This window comes from Mesorhizobium sp. L2C066B000 (genome assembly GCF_000502335.1).
Lineage (GTDB): Bacteria > Pseudomonadota > Alphaproteobacteria > Rhizobiales > Rhizobiaceae > Mesorhizobium.
In genome coordinates this window covers 96,409-118,431 of record NZ_AYWZ01000006.1, presented here as the reverse complement: position 1 = coordinate 118,431, position 22,023 = coordinate 96,409, and the positions used below count along the sequence as shown (strand labels likewise).

Below are 22,023 nucleotides of genomic sequence, written 5' to 3'. Positions count from 1 at the left end.
ATAGCGTGTCAGTTCAATGCCGAAGCGCTTGACGCCCGATGAAGCTACGGGCTAGCCCGGTCCAGGGGTTTCGGGCCAGGGCAAAAATGTCTGACGTCGTCGGTCTTGTTCTTCCGTTCTTCGGGCTGATTTTCATCGGCTTTCTGGTCGCACGCATGACCAGGCAGCCGCTGGAGGCGCTTGGCTGGATGAACACTTTCATCGTCTATGTCGCGCTTCCTGCCCTGTTCTTCCAATTGCTGGCCCGCACGCCGTTCGAACAGTTGACCGAATGGCGCTTCATCTTCGGCTCGGTATTTTCCACCTACACGATCTTCTCGATCATGTTCGTATGGTCGGTGACGGCGTCGCGCGGCGAGATCGCCCAGTCGACGATCAAGGCGCTGGCCGCGGCCTACGGCAATATCGGCTATATGGGGCCGGGGCTGGCGCTGCTCGCCTTCGGCGAACAAGCGGCGGTTCCCGTCGCGCTGATCTTCTGCTTCGAAAATATCATGCATTTCGCCATCGCGCCGATGATGATGGCGCTGTCGGGCGACGACAAGACATCGCCGTGGCGGCTCATCCTCGGCGTAGTCAGGAAAATCGTCCTGCACCCGTTCATCATCGCGACCGCGCTTGGCGTCGGCGCCGCCTATCTCGGCTTTCACCCACCGCAGCCGGTCGATCGCCTGCTTGAATATCTTTCGCGGGCAGCCGCCCCTTGTGCCCTGTTTGCCATGGGCGTGACGCTTGCGCTCCGGCCGCTCAACCGCGTGCCGCATGAACTGGCGTCGATCGCGGCGCTGAAGCTGATCCTGCATCCATTGCTCTGCTACGTCGTGCTGAGCTGGATCGGGAACTTTTCCGAAATCTGGGTTTTTTCAGCCGTGCTTTTGGCGGCATTACCGACTGCAACCAACGTCTTCGTCATCGCCCAGCAATATGGCGTCTGGGTGCAACGCGCCTCGGCCAGCGTCATGATCACCACCTGTCTCTCGGTGCTGACGGTGACCGGGCTGCTCTACATGATCCGCCACGGCATCTTACCGCCGGACCTGTTTCCCTGAACCGCCGGTAAGCGCCGCAAAGCCGCTGCCCGGCCTCAAGCCTTCGCGCATGAAAAAGGCGCGCAGCGGCGCGAAACTGCCGAGCACATTGAGGCCGGCGCTGCGTGCCATCTGCGCCGGCAACATGTCCGACAGCAACGACATGTTAAGCAGATTGACCGCGCCCGAACGCGCCAGAACGTCGGGACGGCGCCTGGAATCATAGGCGGCCAAAGGCCTTGCGGCGCCAGGGTCGCCGCGATTTTCGCGTGCGATTCCAATCAGATCCTCAACGTCCCTGATGCCGAGGTTGAGACCTTGGGCCCCGATCGGCGGGAACACATGTGCAGCCTCGCCGACCAGCGCCACACGGTTTTGCGCGAAGCGCCCCGGTGATGCCGCTGAAAGCGGGTAAATTTGTCGGCCGGGCTCAACCGACACCCGGCCCAGCATCGACTGCATCTGCTGCTCGACACGCTCGGAAAGTGTCACGTCATCGAGTGCGGCGAGGTCCTTCGCCGTCTCCGGTTTCACCACCCAGACGAGGCTGGAGCGGTTGCCGGGCAGCGGTACCTGGGTGAACGGCCCGGTCTCTGTGTGGAACTCGGTCGAGGTGAAACCATGCTCGCTGCGATGGCCGAAATTCAGCACCAGCGCCGCTTGGCGGTAGGATCGCACCGAGGCCACTATGCCCGCCGCCTCACGCGCCGGCGACAGGCGCCCATCGGCAGCGACCGCGAGCGAGGCCGAGACTTCGCGACCATCAGTCAAGACGGCATGCGCCTGATCGGCGTCCAGACGCCAACTCTCGACCATCGACGTCAGCCATTCGATGCCGGGATGCGCCGCGACGGACTTGGCCAGCGTCGGGTTCAGCGCACTGTTGGGCAGGTTGAGCCCGAACTGCTCCTCGCCGATCTCTATGGCGCGAAAAGTCACCACCGGGCTGCGGATCAGCCGGCTGGTCGCATCAACGATGCGCATGACCTTCAGCGGCGCGGCCTTCGGCGCAAGTTCGGCCAGCACGCCCAGCCGATCGAGAACGTTGAGAGCAGGGTTCATCAGCGCCGTGGTCCGGCCATCGGGCCCGCCTGCTTCGGGTCCGACCAGGGTTACCGGAAAGCCCGCCTCGGCGAAACCGAGCGCCGCGATCAGTCCGGCAGGGCCGCTGCCGGCTACCAGTATCCGTGCTGTCTCGCGATGATCCAAATTGGACTTCCAGTTTGCGATGCAGGTGTCTACCCATGGATATAGGTCAGACCATGCGGCTTGATCAACGCGGCGATTAGGCTCATTCGGTTGTCATGACCGGCCAGCAGGACGATTTCAGCCACCTCGACCGCGCCGGCCGCGCCACGGCAAGCCTGGCCCGCAGCCCCCGCCTGACGGTCAACATCGCCATCGCCGGCGGCATTCTGCTCGCCTGGTTCATTCTCGGCGCCATGGCGATCCGCGACGCCGAAGGCCGGCTCCCCGGCGTACCAGGCGATGTGGTCCTGCGATATCTGCCGCAACTGCCGCTGCCGGATGTCCTCGACCGCTTCTTCGGCATGTGCCTGACGCCCGCACCACTTGATGCCGGCGGCGCACAGCTTCTGGCGTTGATCGTGATGTGGTTTTCGATGGCTGTGGCGACGATGCTGCCGTCGGCGGCGCCGATGATCCGTACCTATTGTGAAATCGCCGACACCGCCCGCATCAAGGGCGAGCCGGTGGCCCACCCGCTGGTCCTGGTTGCCGGCTACCTCTCGACATGGCTTGTCGCCTCTATCGGCTTCGCGGTGCTGACGTTGCTCGTCCACGCATTTGCGTCCTCCGCTCGATTGCTCGATCCGGTGAGCGGCCTTGCCGCGGCGGCCGCGCTGCTGGTTGCCGGCCTCTACCAGTTCAGCAGCCTCAAGCAGGCCTGCCTGACAAAATGCCGGAACCCGTTCTCGACACTGTTTTCCAACTGGAGCGCGGAGCCGGGTGGCATCTTCCGGCTAGGGCTGAAGCAGGGCCTGTGGTGCCTCGGCTGCTGCTGGGCGCTGATGCTGGTGATGTTTGCCGTCGGCGCGATGAACGTGTTCTGGATGGCGCTGATCGGCCTGTTCACCTTGATCGAAAAACAGACCACCGGCAGCCTTCCAACCCGAGTGGCCGGTGCGATACTGCTTGTCTGGGCAATCGCCCTGCTAGTAGTCTCGGCATGACGGGGGATAATTCCATGGCAGAGCAAGGCTGGGCAATGAAAGGAGAGCTCGTGCTCTCCTGCAATTGCACGGTTTTTTGTCCTTGCGTACTGTCGCTTGGCAGCCATCCGCCGACGGAGGGTTATTGCCAGACCTGGGCGGGCTTCCGCATCGACGCAGGCCATTTCGGCGAGGTCGACCTGTCCGGCCTCAATCTCGGTCTGGTCATGGAAATCCCCGGCTATATGAGCCGCGGCAACTGGACCGCAGGCCTGTTCATCGACAAGCAAGCCTCCGTCTATGCGGTGAAAGCGCTGACCAGGATCTTCACCGGGAAGGCCGGCGGAACCACCGCGCTGTTGTCGATCCTTGTCGGCAAGTTCCTCGGCGTCGAGCAGGTGCCGATCACCTACGAGACGCGTGACAAGACCCGTATTTTCCAGATACCGAAGATCATCGACGGGGCGGTCACACCGATTCCCGGCAAGGATCGCGAGAAGGATACCGTGATCGGCAACTCGGAATACTGGATCGCGCCGGAGATCATCGTGGCCAGGTCCGACAAGAGCAAGATGCGGGCTTTCGGCCGCAACTGGAACTTTGCCGGCCGCTCGGCCGAAATCTGCAAACTGGATTGGCGGGGCCCGTGAGCAAGAACACAACCGCCAGAAACGCCGCCAAAAAGATCACCGACCGGATTCCGAGGCCGAAGAAAAAGGTCACCTGGCCGCAGGCGCGGGCATTCTCGGTGCATCTGTTGACCGCGTCTGGCTCGTTCCTGGCCTTCCTGTCGCTGGTGGCGGCAAGCGAGCAACGCTGGACGGCGATGTTCTGGTGGCTGGGGCTGGCGCTGTTCGTCGACGGCATAGACGGGCCGATCGCCCGCAAGCTCGAGGTCAAGGAGATTTTGCCGACCTGGTCGGGCGAACTCCTCGACAACATCATCGACTATGTCACCTACGTGCTGATCCCGGCCTTCGCACTCTACCAGCGCGGCTTCATGGGCGAAGGGCTGTCGTTCCTGTCGGCGGCCATCATCGTGGTGTCCAGCGCCATCTATTATGCCGACACCGGAATGAAGACGAAGGAGAACTTCTTCAAAGGCTTTCCGGTCGTCTGGAACATGGTCGTGTTCACGCTGTTCGTCATCGAGCCCGGACAGTGGGTGTCCTTCGGCGTCGTCGTGGCGGCCGGCATCCTGACCTTCGTGCCGATCAACTTCATCCATCCCGTGCGGGTGGTGCGGCTGCGGCCAATCAATCTTGGCATGACGCTGCTCTGGTGCGCTTTCGGTGCGCTGGCGCTGGCGCAGGCGGCCCTTGCCGCCTTCTACGACCAGATCGGCGTTTTGGGCGAACAGGTCGGCGTCTTTACCAAGGTCGGCATCACCATCACCGGACTTTACCTCGCCTGCATCGGCGGTATCATGCAGTTCTTCCCCAAACTCGGCGCCAAGCCGGACACTAAGAAAGCCTGACCGCAGGAAAGCCCACAAATGTCCAAAGCAATCCGTATCCACGCCCATGGCGGTCCGGAAGTCCTGACCTATGAAGACGCCGATCCGGGACAACCCGGCGCCGGGCAGATCCTGGTCAGGCACACCGCGATCGGCCTCAATTTCATCGATGTCTATCACCGCAATGGCCTCTATCCGCCGCCCGGCGGCTTCCCGCTGATCCCGGGCGGCGAGGCGGCAGGTGTGGTTCTCGAGGTCGGCGCAGGCATCGACTGGCTGAAGCCGGGCGACCGCATCGCCTATGCCGTCAATGTCGGTGCCTATGCCGAACAGCGCATTGTCGCCGCCGACCGCGTGGTCAAGGTACCGGACCGCATCAGCGACGAACAGGCCGCCGGCATGATGCTTAAAGGCATGACGGCGGAGTATCTGTTGCGCCGGACCTTCAAGGTGAAGGCAGGCGACACCATCCTGTTTCATGCCGCCGCCGGCGGCGTCGGGCTGATCCTGGGACAATGGGCAAAACATCTCGGCGCCACCGTGATCGGCACGGCAAGCTCAACCGACAAGATCGAGCTCGCCAAGGCGCATGGCTTCGGCCATGTCATCAACTATAAGGAGCAGGATTTCGTCGCCGGGGTCGCCGCCATCACCGGCGGCAAGAAATGTGACGTCGTCTACGATTCGGTCGGCAACGACACATTCCCGGCCTCGCTCGACTGTCTGAAGCCGCTCGGCATGTTCGTCTCTTTCGGTCAGTCCTCTGGACCGATCCCGCCATTTTCGATGTCGCTGCTGGCGCAGAAGGGCTCGCTGTTCGCTACCAGGCCGACTTTGTTCGTCTACAACGCCAAGCGTGAAGACCTCGAAGTCTCCGCCGCGGCATTGTTCGACGTGGTGTTGAGCGGTGCGGTCGAGATCAAGATCAACCAGCGTTATGCTCTGAAGGACGCCGGCAAGGCGCAAGCCGATCTCGAAGGGCGCAAGACCACGGGCACGACCATACTGATCCCCTGATCTGCCTTGCTTTCAGCGTTTTGCCGCGACGCCAGGCACTGTTTGCACGAAAAACCGGGCGATCGGTCTGTTGTACGAAGCAGGTCGGTCTTTACCCCTTGAGTTTCCGCTGAAATTCTTGAAGCTCTTTCAAGGTGGGTGCTGCTTTCGCACGAGAGCGGCCAGCGCATACCATGCTGGCGGGAACACAGAACATGTCCGGGAACCGGATGGGAGGCACTGTGAGTGCAGATCATGATGGAGCGAACCTGCTTGAGGTTCGTGGCCTGACCAAGATATTCGGCACGTTGACGGCGTGCGATCATATCGACCTCAACATCGCCAAGGGCGAGATCCACGCGCTGCTTGGCGAAAACGGCGCCGGCAAGTCGACGCTGGTCAAGATGCTGTTCGGTTCGCTGGAGCCCAATTCCGGCGAGATATTCTGGAACGGCGAAGCGGTGCGGATCACCAGTCCGGGCATGGCGAAGAAGCTCGGCATCGGCATGGTGTTTCAGCACTTTTCGCTGTTCGAGGCGCTGACCGCGGCCGAGAATATCGCTCTGTCTCTGGATGACGGCTCACCGATCAGCTCGATCGCGGCCAAGGCGAGGGCGCTTTCCTTCAGCTATGGCCTGCCGCTCGATCCGGACTCGCTGGTCGGCGATCTCTCGGTCGGCGAACGCCAGCGCATCGAGATCATCCGCTGCCTGTTGCAGACGCCGCAGCTCATCATCCTCGACGAGCCGACCTCGGTGCTGACGCCGCAGGAAGCCGACAAGCTGTTCGAAACGCTTGAGCGCCTGCGCTCGGAGGGCAAATCCATCCTCTACATTTCGCACCGGCTGGAAGAGGTCAAACGCATCTGCGACCGCGCCACCGTGCTGCGTCACGGCAAGGTCGTCGGCCATTGCAATCCGCGCGAGGAAACGGCTTCGTCGCTGGCTCGCATGATGGTCGGCAACGAGGTGAAGGCCGTGGTGCGTGCGCCGGCCGAAGGCATCGAGACCGCGCAGCCGCTGCTCGAAATCCGCGCCCTCAGCCGCAAGCCGGCAACGCCGTTTTCGATTCCGCTGAAGAATATCAACCTCACTGTGCGCGCCGGCGAGGTGATCGGCATTGCCGGTGTCGCCGGCAACGGCCAGGGCGAGTTCTTCGAATCCGTCTCCGGCGAGGTGCTGCAGCAGGACGCCGCATCCGTGCGCATCCGCGGCAAGGATGCCGGCTCGCTCTCGATCACAGGCCGGCGGCTGATGGGCGCTGCCTTCGTGCCGGAAGAACGCCTCGGCCATGGCGCCGCGCCACGCATGAAGCTTTCGGAAAATCTGCTTCTGTCGCGGCACGCCACCGACGGCAAGGTTTTTGTCGGCGCCGGCGGCGCGGTCAAAAGCGGTGCGGTCTATGCCGCCGCCCAGCGCATCATCGTGGCCATGGATGTGCGCAAGAGCGCGCCCGATCCGGAAGCCGCGGCCCTTTCGGGCGGCAATTTGCAGAAATTCATCGTCGGTCGCGAACTCGACCGCAGCCCTGCCGTCATGGTCGTCAACCAGCCGACCTGGGGCGTCGACGCCGGTGCCGCCGCCCACATCCGCCAGGCGCTGATCGAACTGGCGCGCAGCGGCTCGGCAGTTCTGGTCATCAGCCAGGACCTCGATGAGCTGTTCGAGATTTCGGACGCGATCGCGGTCATGCACAATGGCGAATTGTCCAAACCGCTGCCGATTGCCGAGGCAACTTTCGAAAAGGTCGGTCTGTTGATGGGCGGCGCCGAGCCTGGCCACGCCGAACATGGTCTGGAGACGGCATGATGCGCCTCGAACTCGTCAAACGCCCGCAGCGCTCTATGCTCTTTTCGGCGCTGTCGCCCTTCATCGCCTTCGCCCTAACGATCATCGCCGGCGCGGTTCTGTTCGCGCTGCTCGGCGTCAACCCGCTGAGCGCATTTGAGATCTATTTCATCGAGCCGATCAGCCAGGTCTGGCAGCTGCATGAGCTGGCGATCAAGGCCGCGCCGTTGATCCTGATCGCGGTCGGCCTGTCGGTCTGTTACAAGGCCAACATCTGGAACATCGGCGCTGAGGGACAGTTCATCCTCGGCGGCATTTTCGGCTCGGCCATTCCGGTGCTGTTTCCCGGGTTCGAAGGCCCGCTGGTGCTGCCGCTGATGCTGTTGTTCGGCATGGTCGGCGGTGCCGCCTATGCAGCAATCCCGGCTCTCTTGAAGACGCGCTTCGGCACCAACGAAATCCTGACCAGCCTGATGCTGGTCTATGTCGCCCAGCTTTTCCTCGACTGGCTGGTGCGCGGCCCCTGGCGCGATCCACAGGGCCACGGTTTCCCGCAGACGATCCAGTTCAATGACTCGGCGGTCCTGCCGGAACTGATGCCGGATGCCGGCCGCGCCAATTGGGGTTTTGTCTTCGCGCTTGTTGCAGCCGTGCTGATCTGGGTGCTGATGAGCCGCCTGCTCAAGGGTTTTGAGGTCCGCGTGCTCGGCTCCAGCCCGAGGGCAGGGCGCTTCGCCGGTTTCGGCCTCAACCGCATGGTGTTCTTCGCCTTCCTGCTGTCAGGCGCGCTGGCTGGGCTTGCCGGCATTTCGGAAGTCTCCGGCGCCATCGGCCAGCTCCAGCCGGTGATCTCGCCCGGCTACGGCTTCACCGCCATTATTGTCGCGTTCCTCGGCCGGCTCAATCCGCTCGGCATTGTCGCCGCCGGCCTGGTGCTGGCGTTGACCTATCTCGGCGGCGAGGCGGTGCAGAGCGCGCTCGGCATTTCCGACAAAGTGGCACGCGTGTTCCAGGGCATGCTTTTGTTCTTCGTGCTCGGCTGCGACACGCTCATCCACTATCGCATCCGTCTGGTCGGCATGGCGCTGACGAAAAGCGCGGCGAAGCTTGAAGCCGCGCCGAAGTTGAAGGAAGCCCGCTGATGGACATCGCCGTCAACATCCTTTTGACCATCGCCACGGCGGCGACGCCGCTTTTAATAGCGGCCATCGGCGAACTGGTGGTCGAGCGCTCCGGCGTGCTCAACCTCGGCGTCGAAGGCATGATGATCATGGGCGCCGTCGGCGGCTTCGGAGCCGGCTATCTCACGGGATCGCCCTGGATGGGCCTGTTGGCGGCAATTGCCATGGGCGCGGTGTTCTCGCTGCTGTTTGCGGTGATGACGCTGTCGCTCGCCACCAATCAGGTGGCGACCGGCCTGTCGTTGACGCTGCTCGGCCTCGGCCTTTCCGGCATGATGGGGACCAGCTTCGTCGGCCAGCCCGGCGAGCGGCTGCCAAACCTCTACGTTCCGGTGCTCACCGACATTCCCGTGGTCGGCAGGCTGTTGTTCGGCCAGGACCCGATCTTCTACATCTCGATCACGCTGACGGCGGCCGTCATGTGGTTCCTGTTCAAGACCCGCACCGGCCTCACTCTGCGCTCGATCGGCGACAGCCACACATCGGCGCATGCGCTCGGCATCAAGGTCATCCGCTACCGCTATCTCGCGGTCATCTTCGGCGGCGCCTGCGCCGGCCTTGCCGGCGGCCATCTGTCGCTGGTCTACACGCCGCAATGGGTGGAGAACATGAGCGCGGGCCGCGGCTGGATCGCGCTGGCGCTGGTCGTCTTCGCCTCCTGGCGGCCGTGGCGCGTGCTCGCCGGCGCCTACATCTTCGGCGCGGTGTGGATCGGCCAGCTTCATGCACAGGCATTTGGCATTCCGGTGCCTTCGCAGCTGCTTTCTTCTCTGCCCTATCTGGCAACCGTAGTGGTTCTCGTTCTAATCTCGCGCAACAAGCGTCTGACGATGATGAACACGCCGGCTTCCTTGGGGCAGCCATTCGTTCCGGATCGTTGACAACAAAAACAAACGGGAAGCTCCAAGGCTAAACTCAGAGAGGTAACACAATGAAAAAACTGCTTATTGCGTTGATGACCACGACCGCCGCCATGTCACTGGCGGCGTCCGCGCAGGCCGCCGACAAGTTGAAGGCATGCTGGGTCTACACCGGCCCGATCGGCGACTTCGGCTATTCCTACCAGCACGACCAAGGCCGCCTCGAGGTGGAGAAGGCGCTCGGCGACAAGGTCGAAACCGCCTATCTCGAGAACGTCTCGGAAGGTCCCGATGCCGATCGCGCTTTCGAGCGTCTGGCGCGCGAAGGCTGCAAGATTATCTTCGGCACCTCTTTCGGCTTCATGGACCCGGAAGTGAAGGTCGCCAAGAAGTTCCCCAAAGTGATGTTCGAGCACGCCACCGGCTACAAGACCGCTGACAATCTCGGCATCTACAATGCGCGCTTCTATGAAGGCCGCTACGTGCTCGGCCAGATCGCCGCCAAGGAATCGAAGGCAGGGGTCGCCGGCTATATCGTTTCCTTCCCGATCCCCGAAGTGGTGATGGGCATCAACTCCTTCATGCTCGGCGCGCAGTCGGTCAACCCGAACTTCAAGGCCAAGATCGTCTGGGTGAACTCCTGGTTCGATCCGGGCAAGGAAGCCGACGCGGCCAAGGCGCTGTTCGACCAGGGCGCCGACATCATCGTCCAGCACACCGATTCCACTGCGGCACTGCAGGTGGCGGAAGAGCGCAAGCTGCACGGCTTCGGCCAGTCCTCCGACATGATCAAGTTCGCGCCGAACGCGCAGCTGACCTCGCTGACAGACGAATGGGGGCCGTATTACATCAGCCGCGTTCAGGCGGCGCTCGACGGCACCTGGAAGCCTGACAATGTCTGGCTCGGCATCAAGGACGGCGCCGTCAAGCTGGCGCCCTTCACCAACATGCCGGACGATGTGAAGGCGATGGCCGAGGCAACCGCCAAGAAAATCGCAGATGGCTGGAACCCATTCACAGGACCGGTCGCCAAGCAGGACGGCACGCCGTGGCTCAAGGACGGCGAAGTAGCCGACGACGGCACGCTGCTCGGCATGAACTTCTATGTGAAGGGCGTCGACGACAAGTTGCCGCAGTAAGTATCGGAAACGCAAAAGAGAAGGGGCGCCGCCCGGCGCCCTTTTTCACTTCGCGGGCTGCACGCGTCGACTGCGAAACCGCGCCGAGGGCTGTGCCAAAAATCCGAGGGCGCCGGGAGGCGCCCTTTTTGGTAATTTTCTAAACCGCCGAGCCGTAAAGGTCGTAGGTGTCGGCGCGGTCGATCTTGACCGTGACGATGTCGCCTTGGCGCAGCGGGCGGCGCGACTGGATATGCACCGAACCGTCGATCTCGGGCGCGTCGTATTTTGTCCGGCCCTTGGCAGACGTGCCATGCGCCTCGTCGATCAGCACCGGCAGGCGCTTGCCGACCTTCTTGGCCAGCTGCGTCGCCGAGATCTTCTGCTGGCGCTGCATGAAGCGATGCCAGCGCGCTTCCTTGATCTCCTGCGGCACCTGTTCGAGGCCGAGATCGTTGGAGCGGGCGCCCCGGACCGGCTCGTATTTGAAGCAGCCGGCGCGATCGATCCTGGCCTCCTCCAGCCAGTCGAGCAGCATCTCGAAATCCGCGTCGGTCTCGCCGGGGAAACCGACGATGAAGGTCGAGCGTATCACCAGATCCGGGCACACCTCGCGCCAGCCGCGAATGCGCTCCAGCGTCTTTTCGCCATGGGCTGGACGGCGCATGTTCTTCAGCACCTGCGGCGAGGCGTGCTGGAAGGGGATGTCCAGATAGGGAAGGATTTTTCCATCCGCCATCAGCGGGATGACATCGGCGACATGCGGGTAGGGGTAGACATAGTGCATGCGTACCCAGATGCCGAGCTTGCCCAGCTCCTCCGACAGGTCGAGGAATTTCGCCCGCACTTCGCGGTCGCCGAACATCGAGGTCTGGTACTTGATGTCGATGCCGTAGGCGCTGGTGTCCTGCGAGATGACCAGCAATTCCTTGACGCCGGCCTTGGCCAGCTTCTCGGCCTCGCGCAGCACATCGGCCGCCGGGCGCGAGACGAGGTCGCCGCGCAGTGCCGGAATGATGCAGAAGGTGCAGCGGTTGTTGCAGCCTTCGGAAATCTTGAGATAGGCGTAGTGCCGCGGCGTCAGCTTGACGCCTTGCGGCGGCAGAAGGTCGATATAGGGATCGTGGCTGGGCGGCGCCGCCTCATGCACCGCGGCCATCACGCTCTCATAGGCCTGCGGGCCGGTGATGGCGAGGACGTTGGGGTGCTTCTCTCGTATGACGTCCGGCTCGGCGCCGAGGCAGCCGGTGACGATCACCCGGCCGTTTTCCGAAAGCGCCGAACCAATGGCGTTGAGCGATTCGTCGCGGGCTGAGTCGAGAAAGCCGCAGGTGTTGACGACGACAAGGTCGGCGCCGTCATGCTTGCGCGCGATCTCATAGCCTTCGGCGCGCAGGCGCGTGATGATGCGCTCGGAATCCACAAGCGCCTTCGGGCATCCAAGGCTGACGAAACTGACGCGAGGCGCAGACATGAGAAAACATTCCGGGTTTTTTCGGGATCGGCGGCCAGTACCACACTTATTGCGGCATTGGTATGGGCAGCGGCTGCGGCGAACGCGACCACTGCCTCCGGCAGATGCCCATGCTGCTACAGAAGCTGTGGACCGGCAGCGTCAACTCACCACAGGACTGACATGCGGCCAGACCTCGACAACGCCCCGATAGACCATATCGATCGCGACATAGAGAATGATCAGCAAGCCGACATAAGCGATCCAGCGGTGGCGGTGCAGCAGCTTGGCAATGAAGCTCGCGGCCAAGCCCATCAAGGCAATCGACAGCACCAGGCCTATGACAAGCACGGGAAAATGATCGCGCGCCGCACCGGCGACCGCCAGCACATTGTCCAGCGACATCGAAACATCGGCGACGACGATCTGCAGGGCCGCCTGGCCGAGCGTCTTGCGCGGCGCCTTGCCGCCCACCGTTCTGTCGCTGTTGAGGTCGGAATCGGACAGCGCCTCGGTCGCCTCGAACTCGTCGGCATGCGACGTCCGCAGCTCGCGCCACATCTTCCAGCACACCCACAACAAAAGGATGCCGCCGGCCAGCAGCAGGCCGACAATGGCAAGAAGCTTGACGGTGACGGCGGCAAACAGGATGCGCAGCACAGTCGCCGCCAAAACGCCGATCAGGATGGCTTTCTTGCGCTGCTCGACCGGCAGGCCGGCGGCGGCAAGGCCGATGACGATGGCATTGTCGCCGGCAAGCACCAGATCGATGGCGATGACCTGGAGGAGGGCCGTCATGCTTGCAGCGCTGAAAATGTCCATCGACCGGAGCCCCTTGCTGTATCGGCGTGTTCGTCGTCGGATATGCCGACGCCCTAACGTGTATGGTTCCCGCGCGTCAAGAGACTGCCGGCGCAATTCCAGGAAAAGTGCGTAGCGGTTTTCCGTCCGGAATTATGCAAAAACAAAGAGTTAGAGTGGGTCGGCTGCTACATAAAAAGCTGAACTGCTCTAACGGCCGACGCTGAAAGCCACGGGAATAGGGAAGGTCGTTCTGCCAGAGAGAATTCTGGTCGCAGCGAATTCAGTCGTAGAGATTGTACTTCGCCCAGTCGGCTTCCGGAATCTCGTCGCCGATGCGGTAACGGAACTGCAGGACCTCCATATGGTCCGGCGCCGTCTCGCATTTGAACTTCAGCCGGTACCACTGTCCCTTGCTGCGGAAGGCAGCACCCGGGCTGCGGATGACATCGGCTTTCATTTCCGGCGTCGCGAAGGCGTAGGCGACGACGCGGTCTGCCTTGTACTTGTGGTCGTCATGGCTGATGCGGTCGAGCACTTCGGCGTCGCATCTCTGCTCCAGCCGGGTCTCCGGGTCGAGTTTCAGCAGGCCGGCGCGCAGGGCGGCGTCCATCGCGTGGGCGGGCCAGGCCAGCGTCACCGAGGCCAGCGCCGCAAGGAATAGTTTTTTCATGGGCGGGAGAACGACCATAACTCGCGTGAAAAATCAACCGGAGTGCCATTTTGGGGCAGCCGGATATGCGCGGAAATCGTCGTTGGCCGGGCAGGGTGTCTTGACGCAGCCGCTTTGACACGTCGCCGGCGCCATTCTTAATTGTCCGGGCTGCCATGCACCGATTGCCTGTTTCCCCGTCTTTCCGCTTCTCGCGATCGCGGCAGCCACCGCCACGGCCGCAAGGCGATATAGGCAGCGAGGAAGGTTCTCTGTGCCAGGCCGGCCTCGCTGTGCCAGACCTCCCTTATCCCCGCCGCCCTCAATGCCCTTCGTTGGGTGCTGTTGCGTTCCCAGCGCCGGCTGATGCTGCCCGCCCGATAGTATTTGTGGCAGAGCACTTGCGGCACGCGGACAAAGCCGCCGAGCAGCGACAGATGCAGAAGCCAGGTCCAGTCGGCGCTGAATTCGCCTTGGCTGTTGGGCTTGATCCCGCCGCTGCGGTGGAACGCCCAGGCCCTGAATACCCCACGGTTGGGGACCCACCATCCATGCGGCTGGCGCGCCATCACCCGGCCACGCACAAAACCGTCCTGCAAGCCCTCCAGCAGGTCGAACTTCCACGTGGCACTTTCGCGTCTGACTTCGATCACTTCGACATCGCTGAACGACAGTACGGCCTCGGGATTGGCATCGAGCGCCCGCACCAGCGCCTCGATATAGGTTGGATCGATGACGTCGTCATGGAAGGCAAAGAACATCAATTCGCCGCTGGCATTGGCCATCAGATCGTTGGAGTTCTTCAGCCATCCCAGGTTTTTGTCCCGGCGCAGGATACGGACATCGTCGCGGCCGCCGGCGAAGGCCGAAACGATCTCGAATGTCGCGTCGGTCGAATTGTCCTCGCCGACCAGGATCTCGATATTGTCCCAGGTCTGCGCGGCGAGGCTGTCCAGCGTACGCAAAATGAATGCCGCCGAATTGTAGCATGGCATCAGCGCGGTGACCTTCGGCCGCCAGCCGGATCGAAGCTCGACTTGTTTCTGCGCTACCTGCTTCGCGCCGCCGTGTTCTGTCTCACCCATTCACTCGATCCCGCAGATTTGCCGCAGCCTGTCGGCAAGCCACGGCGCCGTCGAATATTTACCTGTGTCGACCGAGATGTAGTTGCCCAGGCGGTTGACCCCGAATTGGTCGCGGCGATGGATCGTGGCTTTCGGGTCGCTGAGCGAACCACGCCCTTGCGCAAACACGAAGCCGCCGCGTACCTCAAGTTCCTCGGCATCGTCGAACATGCTGGAAACACTGGGCACCAACCGAGTGAGCGTGGCGCGAACGTCGCCGATGAACCGCTCTCGTGCGTCGGCATCGAGCGCTTGTGGCGTTTCGATCGACAATTCGCCACTCTCCGCAAGCAACCCGCTCGGATACCAGGAGAGATAGAAGTTGCGCCCGTTATAGTTTTTTATGTCGCCGAACGGGCCAAGGGCGACGACCGCGCACGGCACATCGACAGGCTGCCTGGTGCGGCCGAACAGGCAAAGCCGGTAGCGGTGCGACCATCCGTGAACCGGCTCGATGCCGGCCGTGCGGTCGACAGCCAGCCGCCCCTCCCAAAGGCAATTGACGACGATGTCGAACGCCTCACTTTTTTCGCCTGCGACCGCCACGCGCCATTTCCCGTCAATTCCGTCCACCGGCTGTGCCGAAAGGACTTTGGCCGCCATTCGCAAGCTGGTGTTGGGTTCACTCCGAAGCACGGCGCAAAGCCGGTCGGCAACCCATCGCGTGTTGACGGATCGCTCCGGCACCTGGAAGCCGCCGACGATCTGGTCCGAGTTGGTGACATCGGCCAATTCAGTTTTGGAAAGCCGATTCGATCGCGCCGCCGATACGTCGGCAAGGTAGCTGGTGGCGTCAGCGTGGCTGCGCACCAATACATCTACACGTTCAAAGATCGCCCCCAGCGCCTCGACAGCGACGACCGAGTTGCGATGGACCAGATAAAGGTCTTCCGAAAAGGTCGTGTGCGCTTCCAGATTGCTTCCGATCAGCTCGGAAACAAGCCTGCCGAAACACAGTCCTCCCGAAAGCAGATGCCGGGCGGTCAGCAGCGAGGGATCGTTCCCGTAGAGATAGCCGAGATGAATCTTGCCCTCGTTCCAACGGCTGGCGCAGACCATCGGCTCGCTCTCCTTGTCGAAGAGGGACACCGCGTAGCCTCTGCGGGCCATCATGAGAGCGAGGCTGGCGCCCATGATGCCGGCGCCGAGAATAGCCATTCTGCCGCGAGGCGCTGTCATGTCCTGGCGCGCATCGCGGCCTCTCCTTTCCTGACGATTGTCATCAGGGATACGAGACGTAGTCTTTAGGGTCGTATTCGGTATCGCAGAAAACCAGCAAAGACGGGTTCTCGCCTTCATAGGTCTGCAGCGCCCACACCGGGGCGTCGACCAGCACCGCGCGGTTCGATGAGGTGAGCGTCAGCCGTTCGATCCGTTCCTGGTAGCGAAATTCGATGCCGATCTCGCCCGACAGCTGCATCATCAATTGCCGGCCCGAGCCGTGTGCATGTCCCCCCCGCGACGTGCCGCGCGGCGCGGTGACGACGAACGCCCGCACGGCTTGGAAATTGTAACCGCTGAACTCGATAGCGGTCAGCATTCCCCTGGGATCGCAATGTAACGAAGTGGGGATCTCGGTGACCTTGCCGCCAAAGAACGTTCGATGCTGCATAACGTAAGCCCGCCAGATGCCGGTCGAAATTTTACCTCAGACTAGCGCTTATATCAAAAGACAGGGAATACAACCACTTAGGCGGTGTTTGGGAACACTGCAGCGGATCGGTGTCGAGCTCGGCCTCAGGCCGATAGGTGCCGACTACCGAAGGTCGCCGCGCCGTCACGACTTCTGAGTCGCGGCCGAAACCACGGCTTAAGACCTTGGTCCGAGCGGTCTAGGACCTTTGAGTTCGGAAGGCCGGCCGGTTCCAAGGAGGGTGATCTACTTCAGCAATTTCAAAGACTTATGCGGTTTGCGTTGGGTGGCCGCCCCTTCGTTCTCGTAATGAAAGCACAGCTATATCTAAGTTTACCCTTTGTATTAGCGATTCCTCATGTTGCCGGCTATACGTTTAGTGGCGGTGGCAATGTCGGAGGAAATTATGACATCCCGCAAGACCCTTTTTGCTGCATTCGCGGTGCTCGCGCTCTTGGTGTCGCCGGCCCTGGCTGGTGCTGGTGGCAACGGCCATGGGAATGGTAACGGCCATGGCAATGGTAATGGCAATGGCAATGGCGGAGGAAAGGGTAATACTAGCAGCAATGGCGGAGGCGGCGGTTCGCACGGCAAGTCGGCATCAGCCAAGGGCCAGGCCGCCAAGGGCCAGGTCGCCAAGGCCGCTACCGCTTCAGTGTCCAAGGAAAAGAATATCCATGCCAAGCTGGGCCGGTTGAACTCACTGCAGCGCAACGCCAACGCCTTTATGCACTCCAAGAGCAAGAACTTCGCTGGCGTGCAGGCTTTTGTGACACAGTCGGCAATAGCCAAGAACGCTCAATCGGCGCTCGATGCCGCTAATCAGGCGGTTGCCGACGCCAAAGCGGCGCTCGACGCGCTGAATGCGAAAGCGGCTGACCCGAATACCCCGCCCGAAGATGTCCCGACGCAGGCCGACCTCGATGCAGCACAGGCAGCGCTCGATGACGCCACCCAGGATGCGGCCGCTGCTCAGACCGCCGCCACAGCTGCCGCTGCCAACGTCCCATCGATCGATGCAGCCCTTGCCCAAATGGCCAACAAGCCCGTTGACCCTGAGGTGACAGATTGGGCCAATAGCGTACTTGCCGACAAGATCGACCAAGTAGCCGCCAAGCTGGCGCCGGCCACGCCTTGAGGCCCTCATGCGGCGGCAGCGATCCAATCGACGATAAGCCGTCGGGTCCGCCCGGCGGCTGCACCTTTCTCGCCTATCTGCAGCGTTGGTCCCAATGCAGGTCCGAGATTCTGGTCATGGCTATTTTGCGAAATCTCCAGCCGGGCCGCCGTCCTCAAGGCTGAATTCATGCGTGCTTCGCGCATCTTCATCGACCACACGAAACCAATGCTCCTGAAGCGCTCTAGGCGACACCCTTTGGCCCGTGACCTTCTCTACCGCAGATAACGGATCATCGGCGCTCGTGGCCTGAGTTGAGACACACTCCTCTCCATGCCACTCTTCCACCTGGTACTCTGGCATGCCGGCCTACCTACCGCTCCCCAGAGCCTTCGCTTCCCGCTCCAGCGTCTCGCGTCGGTTGCCGTGCTTCGCGATCAATTCCTTGACCTGCTGCGGGGTGATGCCGGCCTTGGTGGCGAAATACTCGACTTCATAATCCTCATCGGCAGAGACGCGGTCCCGATCGCGGAAGTCCGTCTTCGTTTTGTCGTCAGCCATTTGCTTTGCTCCTGGTTGAATGATCAACCGCAACGTGCAGCCGCAGCCTTTTGTTGCAGCGGAGCCCGGATTTCCGAAACGGTCACATGGGAAAACGGCCCTCAGTCGCAGGAGGTGCTGGTGTTGCTGTAACTTTGAACGGAACGGTTCTTCTCCTTGACGGTTGTGACGTGAAGGAGATGCCTCATGTTTGAAAGTGTGATGTGGTTGATCGTCGTTGCTGGTGGGCCACTGTTGCTGGCCCTATTGATGGCATACGTTCTTATGACCCGACGCCACCGTGGTCCTGCAGAACGCATGGAAAGCGACCGCGCGACCAAACGGCTCTATCGCCAGGACGAACGTTGATCCTGAGGCTGGCGCAACGTTTGCGCTCACGCTGGCCCGCTGCCTCGCGGTGGCAGGCTTCTTCGTTTTAGGAAGTTAGGAATAACTTAGGAAAGATTTGGCCCTCTTTGAAAATACAGAGGCAATTCAGCACGGTAGCCAAATATCTGGCGGAGGGAGTGGGATTCGAACCCACGGTGGGCTTGCACCCACGCCGGTTTTCAAGACCGGTGCCTTAAACCGCTCGGCCATCCCTCCAACGTGACTTTTCAATCATCTAGGAACATCAACCGACCCAGTGAACGACAGTTGGTATCGAATGATACCTATCCTTCCGGACCAGCTTGCGGTTCATCTAGAGCGTTGCCCATCGCCAAGTCAACCATCGGCGCTGCCATGGATAATAGGGGGTGGCGTTCGTTACCCGAACGGAGCTGCGAACCCGTTTTCGAAGGAGCCGGGATCTAATTGCGATCCTTGCTGCCGACCTGCACAAGTTGCAGAAGACCCAGCACGACAAGTGCGAGCAAGGTAGCCAAAGCCGCGATCTGCCAGAACCCGAGCCCAACCGCCAGGCCTATGGCGCCTGCCAGCCACATGCCCGCCCCAGTGGTAAGCCCTTGAACCTCGCCCTTGGAGAAGAAGATCAAGCCCGCGGCCAGAAATGCCACGCCGGCAGTCGTGGCTTCGATCAAGCGGATAGGATCAATGGCGATTTCCTGACCATCGAAGACGTGAAGATGAGTAATCTCGATCGTGAGGATGGCAATTAGAGCCGTCGCAACACAGACCAGGATGTGTGTCCTCAATCCGGCCGGTCGGTTACGCCATTCGCGTTCGATCCCAACGATGGAGCCAAGGACGGCCGCGAGCAAAAGCCTGGCTGAAATTACGGAAAAGGGCAGCCACGTCTGTTGCCCGAAACGTTCAATGAATTCATCCATGAGGCGCAGAACGTATCTCGGGTCGGTCGGTTCCAGGCAGCCGCGCTTCATGCCACAGGTTCACTTCCAGACTCCAAAGGACAGAGGTCTCGGATGCCTCCTCACAGGCGCCCGGCCAGCCCGGGACCTGGCCGCCACATTCCTGCCCGGTTCCGGACACAATCGATTAATACGCTGATAAACAATTCCTGCGCACAAGGGATGGGGATTGGCGCGTCGCAGGCATTGCTCATCTGGCTCCGCCGAAATTCTAGAAGCGGCGCCTGTGTCGAGACGGTAGGGGACATCGGAAAACATGCAGACCACGACGCATCGGCGTCTTCGTCGCGCTCCTGCTTTGGTGTTGTGCGCTCTTTCGGCTGCGTTGCTGGCCGCGTGCGCGTCGCCGCAGTCCGAGCCGAAAGCCATGGTCTACAAGAAGCCTCGCTCGAAGGAATATTTTGCCGAGACCGAGTACGGCGTGAAGGCCAGCCCGCGCGTTCAGTACATGCGGCGCGGCGGCGGCCGCGACCAGTTGGGCAAGCCCTATCAGGTGCGCGGCAAGTGGTATTACCCCAAGGAAGACAAGCGCTACGCCAAGGTCGGTCTCGCCTCCTGGTATGGCGATGCCTTCCACGGTCGCCTCACAGCCAATGGCGAAGTCTACGACATGACCCATCTGACGGCGGCGCATCCGACCATGCCGCTGCCAAGCTACGCCCGTGTCACCAACACCGAGACCGGAAGCTCGGTCATCGTGCGCGTCAACGACCGCGGCCCCTATCACGAGGGACGCATCATCGATGTCTCGGAACGCGCCGCGCAAATGCTCGACTATGCCAAGGTCGGCACGGCCAGGGTCAAGGTGGAATATATTGGCCGCGCACCGCTCGACGGCGACGACGACCAATATCTGGTCGCCTCCTACCGCCCGGGCAACCGACCGGACCCGTCCGATGGCTTGCCGACCGGCGTCATGGTGGCGATGAACGGACCTTCGCCGAGCCTATCTGTTGGCGCACCCCCTGCCGTAGTGCCGTTTCCTGGTCAGTTGACGAATTCCGACACACAGCCAGTGATGTCGATGCAGGCACCGGCCTCAAGCGATGTGACGCTGCCTGAATTCGGGCCGATCGTGCCTCAGCGCCCGGAATCGCCCTTTGCCGTGGCTTCGCTCTCCTATGCGGATGAGCGCGTACAGCGCGCCGACGTCTTTGCAGCGCTTGACGACCAGGGCATGTCGCCAGCCGACATCCTGCAATCGTGGAAGAAATCCAACCCGCAGGCATCGCCTGCCGTTTCCGACTATGTCGCCGCCGGATCCTTCGACGATGCCGCCGAGGCAAAGCGGGTGGCTGCGGCTCTCGAACCGTTCGGCAGGACCGAAATCCAGAGCACCGAACTCGACGGCAATGACTGGTACGCGGTCAATCTCTATCCGGATGGCCATGGCAATGTCGACGACCTCTTGCGCGCGGCATGGTCGCATGGCGCGCCGGACGCGCTGGCTGTGCGCAACTGACCAACAAAGGCACGCCGGTTTTGTCATTGCGCGGTTGATCCGCCGGGAAGAAGCCTGATAGCGTTGCGGCAAGTTTCTGCCGGCTAACAGTCGAGCCTCTTCATGCGATTTCGCCTTTTCCACCCTTTTGCCGGGCTTTTTGGCCTTGGCTTCTTGCTTGCCGCGCTGGTTCCGGCCAACGCGCAGCTTTTCGAGACCAAGGCGACGCAGGCTTTCATGATCGATGCCGAAACCGGCACGGTGCTGTTTTCCAAGGATGCCGACCAACCGATCCCGCCGGCCTCGATGGCCAAGCTGATGACGATGGAGATGGTCTTCAACGCCATCAAGTCGAAGCGCATGAGCCTCGACGACACCTTCGTGGTTTCGGAAAATGCCTGGCGCAAGGGCGGTGCGCCTTCGGGAACGTCGACCATGTTTGCCAAGCTCAAATCGGCGATCCGGGTCGAGGATCTGATCCAGGGGGTCACCATACAGGCCGCCAATGACGGCTGCATGGTGCTGGCCGAAGGCATGGCCGGTTCGGAAGAGAATTTCGCGGCGCAGATGAACGATCGCGCGCGCCAGATCGGGCTGCCGAAATCGACATTTGTCAATTCCACCGGCCTGCCGGCCGACGGCCAGCAGACGACAGTGCGCGAACTGGCGCAGCTTGGCCTGCATATATGGCGCGAATATCCGGATCTCTATCTCTATTACGGCCGGGCCGATTTCACCTGGAACAAGATCTCGCAAAAGAATCGCAACCCGTTGCTGGCCATGGGCATCGGCGCCGATGGGCTGGCGGTCGGGTCGAGCGAGGCGGGCGGTTTCGGCATTGTCGGCTCGGTCAGCCATGACGGAACCAGGGTGTTCGCGGCGATGAGCGGATTGGCCAATGATCGCGAGCGCGCCGAGGAAGCGCGCAAGCTGCTCGAATGGGGCGTCCGCTCCTTCGAGAAGACCGAGATTTTCGCTGGCAACGAAGTGGTCGGCGAGGCCCAGGTGTTCGGCGGCGCCAAATCCAGCGTAGCGCTGAAGGCAAAGGCGCCGATCGACGTCCTGCTGCCGATCGCCAACCGCGACAAGCTGACCGCCAGGATCGTCTATCAGGGGCCGGTATCGGCGCCGGTGGAGGAGGGGCAACCCGTCGGCGCGCTGCGCGTCTGGAGCGGCGATACGCTGAGCCAGGAAACGCCGCTTTTCGCCGCCGAATCGGTCGGCGTCGGCACACTGCCGCAACGCGCGTTTGATGCCGCCAGGGAACTGGCCGTAGGCTGGCTGCGTTGAGTTCCTGCGGCGTGGACCTTTTCTCGGGCGCGGACTAAGACACC

General features: G+C 62.0%; 23 protein-coding genes and 1 tRNA gene. 13 read left to right on the top strand and 11 right to left on the bottom strand.

Annotated elements, in window-relative coordinates:
* Window positions 1-86 precede the first annotated feature (86 nt).
* On the top strand, window positions 87-1,049 hold the full coding sequence (locus tag X733_RS150015) for an AEC family transporter (protein WP_023734007.1): 963 nt from the start codon (window positions 87-89) through the stop codon (window positions 1,047-1,049).
* On the opposite strand, the gene X733_RS150020 is transcribed toward X733_RS150015, so the two are convergent.
* Entirely contained in the window at window positions 1,026-2,237 is a 1,212-nt protein-coding gene (locus tag X733_RS150020; RefSeq protein ID WP_023818899.1) for a UbiH/UbiF family hydroxylase, read from the bottom strand. The two genes, X733_RS150015 and X733_RS150020, sit on opposite strands and share 24 nt — an antisense overlap.
* Before the next feature lie 95 nt (window positions 2,238-2,332).
* Between X733_RS150020 and X733_RS150025 the strand changes: the two genes are divergently transcribed.
* The 8 genes from X733_RS150025 to X733_RS150060 all read left to right on the top strand — a co-directional run bounded on the left by X733_RS150025 (window position 2,333) and on the right by X733_RS150060 (window position 10,618).
* Window positions 2,333-3,220, top strand: coding sequence for a DUF2182 domain-containing protein (locus X733_RS150025; protein WP_023688485.1), 888 nt, complete (start codon window positions 2,333-2,335; stop codon window positions 3,218-3,220).
* 14 nt (window positions 3,221-3,234) lie between these two features.
* Window positions 3,235-3,849 (top strand): DUF1326 domain-containing protein, encoded by a 615-nt coding sequence (locus tag X733_RS150030; RefSeq protein ID WP_023706821.1) that lies wholly within the window; start codon window positions 3,235-3,237, stop codon window positions 3,847-3,849.
* Window positions 3,846-4,676 (top strand): phosphatidylcholine synthase, encoded by an 831-nt coding sequence (gene pcsA, locus X733_RS150035; RefSeq protein WP_023682522.1) that lies wholly within the window; start codon window positions 3,846-3,848, stop codon window positions 4,674-4,676. The genes X733_RS150030 and pcsA overlap by 4 nt, the downstream gene beginning before the upstream one ends.
* An 18-nt stretch (window positions 4,677-4,694) precedes the next feature.
* A complete protein-coding gene (locus X733_RS150040) occupies window positions 4,695-5,672 on the top strand; it encodes a quinone oxidoreductase (RefSeq protein WP_023818898.1) in 978 nt (325 codons plus the stop codon).
* Between the two features lie 209 nt (window positions 5,673-5,881).
* Window positions 5,882-7,459, top strand: coding sequence for an ABC transporter ATP-binding protein (locus tag X733_RS150045; protein ID WP_023682524.1), 1,578 nt, complete (start codon window positions 5,882-5,884; stop codon window positions 7,457-7,459).
* Complete coding sequence (locus X733_RS150050) at window positions 7,456-8,580, top strand: ABC transporter permease (protein ID WP_031193354.1); 1,125 nt, start codon at window positions 7,456-7,458, stop codon at window positions 8,578-8,580. Before X733_RS150045 ends, X733_RS150050 begins: the two co-directional genes overlap by 4 nt.
* A complete protein-coding gene (locus X733_RS150055) occupies window positions 8,580-9,500 on the top strand; it encodes an ABC transporter permease (protein ID WP_023818897.1) in 921 nt (306 codons plus the stop codon). The genes X733_RS150050 and X733_RS150055 overlap by 1 nt, the downstream gene beginning before the upstream one ends.
* A 50-nt stretch (window positions 9,501-9,550) precedes the next feature.
* Window positions 9,551-10,618, top strand: coding sequence for a BMP family ABC transporter substrate-binding protein (locus X733_RS150060; protein WP_023682527.1), 1,068 nt, complete (start codon window positions 9,551-9,553; stop codon window positions 10,616-10,618).
* A gap of 139 nt (window positions 10,619-10,757) precedes the next feature.
* On the opposite strand, the gene rimO is transcribed toward X733_RS150060, so the two are convergent.
* From rimO to X733_RS1000000167175, 6 genes are all read right to left on the bottom strand, one after another.
* Window positions 10,758-12,071, bottom strand: a complete 1,314-nt coding sequence (gene rimO / locus X733_RS150065; protein ID WP_023818896.1) for a 30S ribosomal protein S12 methylthiotransferase RimO — start codon at window positions 12,069-12,071, stop codon at window positions 10,758-10,760.
* Window positions 12,072-12,212: 141 nt separating this feature from the next.
* Window positions 12,213-12,872, bottom strand: a complete 660-nt coding sequence (locus tag X733_RS150070) for a TerC family protein (RefSeq protein WP_023668959.1) — start codon at window positions 12,870-12,872, stop codon at window positions 12,213-12,215.
* A gap of 262 nt (window positions 12,873-13,134) precedes the next feature.
* Window positions 13,135-13,542, bottom strand: a complete 408-nt coding sequence (locus X733_RS150075) for a DUF930 domain-containing protein (protein WP_032904882.1) — start codon at window positions 13,540-13,542, stop codon at window positions 13,135-13,137.
* A gap of 119 nt (window positions 13,543-13,661) precedes the next feature.
* Window positions 13,662-14,588 (bottom strand): glycosyltransferase family 2 protein, encoded by a 927-nt coding sequence (locus X733_RS150080; protein ID WP_023818895.1) that lies wholly within the window; start codon window positions 14,586-14,588, stop codon window positions 13,662-13,664.
* On the bottom strand, window positions 14,589-15,785 hold the full coding sequence (locus X733_RS150085; RefSeq protein WP_031193351.1) for an FAD-dependent oxidoreductase: 1,197 nt from the start codon (window positions 15,783-15,785) through the stop codon (window positions 14,589-14,591).
* A 64-nt stretch (window positions 15,786-15,849) separates the two neighbouring features.
* The gene (locus X733_RS1000000167175) at window positions 15,850-16,239 is read right to left on the bottom strand and encodes an FdtA/QdtA family cupin domain-containing protein (RefSeq protein WP_023818893.1); all 390 of its coding nucleotides are present in this window, start codon (window positions 16,237-16,239) and stop codon (window positions 15,850-15,852) included.
* Between the two features lie 412 nt (window positions 16,240-16,651).
* On the opposite strand from X733_RS1000000167175, the gene X733_RS1000000169590 reads away from it, so the two are divergent.
* The gene (locus X733_RS1000000169590; RefSeq protein WP_155924211.1) at window positions 16,652-17,398 is read left to right on the top strand and encodes a hypothetical protein; all 747 of its coding nucleotides are present in this window, start codon (window positions 16,652-16,654) and stop codon (window positions 17,396-17,398) included.
* A gap of 5 nt (window positions 17,399-17,403) precedes the next feature.
* Here X733_RS1000000169590 and X733_RS1000000169585 read toward each other — a convergent pair whose 3' ends face one another.
* Window positions 17,404-17,598, bottom strand: coding sequence for a hypothetical protein (locus X733_RS1000000169585; protein WP_155924210.1), 195 nt, complete (start codon window positions 17,596-17,598; stop codon window positions 17,404-17,406).
* 148 nt (window positions 17,599-17,746) lie between these two features.
* On the bottom strand, window positions 17,747-17,938 hold the full coding sequence (locus tag X733_RS150095; protein ID WP_023668952.1) for a DUF3606 domain-containing protein: 192 nt from the start codon (window positions 17,936-17,938) through the stop codon (window positions 17,747-17,749).
* Window positions 17,939-18,124: 186 nt separating this feature from the next.
* Here X733_RS150095 and X733_RS1000000170230 point away from each other — a divergent pair, with 186 nt between their 5' ends.
* A complete protein-coding gene (locus tag X733_RS1000000170230) occupies window positions 18,125-18,286 on the top strand; it encodes a hypothetical protein (protein ID WP_023691300.1) in 162 nt (53 codons plus the stop codon).
* A gap of 147 nt (window positions 18,287-18,433) precedes the next feature.
* Here the strand turns inward: X733_RS1000000170230 and X733_RS150100 are convergent.
* Both X733_RS150100 and X733_RS0134840 read right to left on the bottom strand, forming a co-directional pair.
* Window positions 18,434-18,523, bottom strand: a tRNA-Ser gene (locus tag X733_RS150100).
* A gap of 206 nt (window positions 18,524-18,729) precedes the next feature.
* Window positions 18,730-19,209: an MgtC/SapB family protein gene (locus tag X733_RS0134840; RefSeq protein ID WP_027050850.1), complete on the bottom strand. Its 480-nt coding sequence runs from the start codon at window positions 19,207-19,209 to the stop codon at window positions 18,730-18,732.
* Between the two features lie 295 nt (window positions 19,210-19,504).
* On the opposite strand from X733_RS0134840, the gene X733_RS150105 reads away from it, so the two are divergent.
* Window positions 19,505-20,710: a septal ring lytic transglycosylase RlpA family protein gene (locus X733_RS150105; RefSeq protein WP_023701721.1), complete on the top strand. Its 1,206-nt coding sequence runs from the start codon at window positions 19,505-19,507 to the stop codon at window positions 20,708-20,710.
* A 102-nt stretch (window positions 20,711-20,812) separates the two neighbouring features.
* On the top strand, window positions 20,813-21,979 hold the full coding sequence (locus X733_RS150110) for a D-alanyl-D-alanine carboxypeptidase family protein (RefSeq protein WP_023818891.1): 1,167 nt from the start codon (window positions 20,813-20,815) through the stop codon (window positions 21,977-21,979).
* Window positions 21,980-22,023 lie beyond the last annotated feature (44 nt).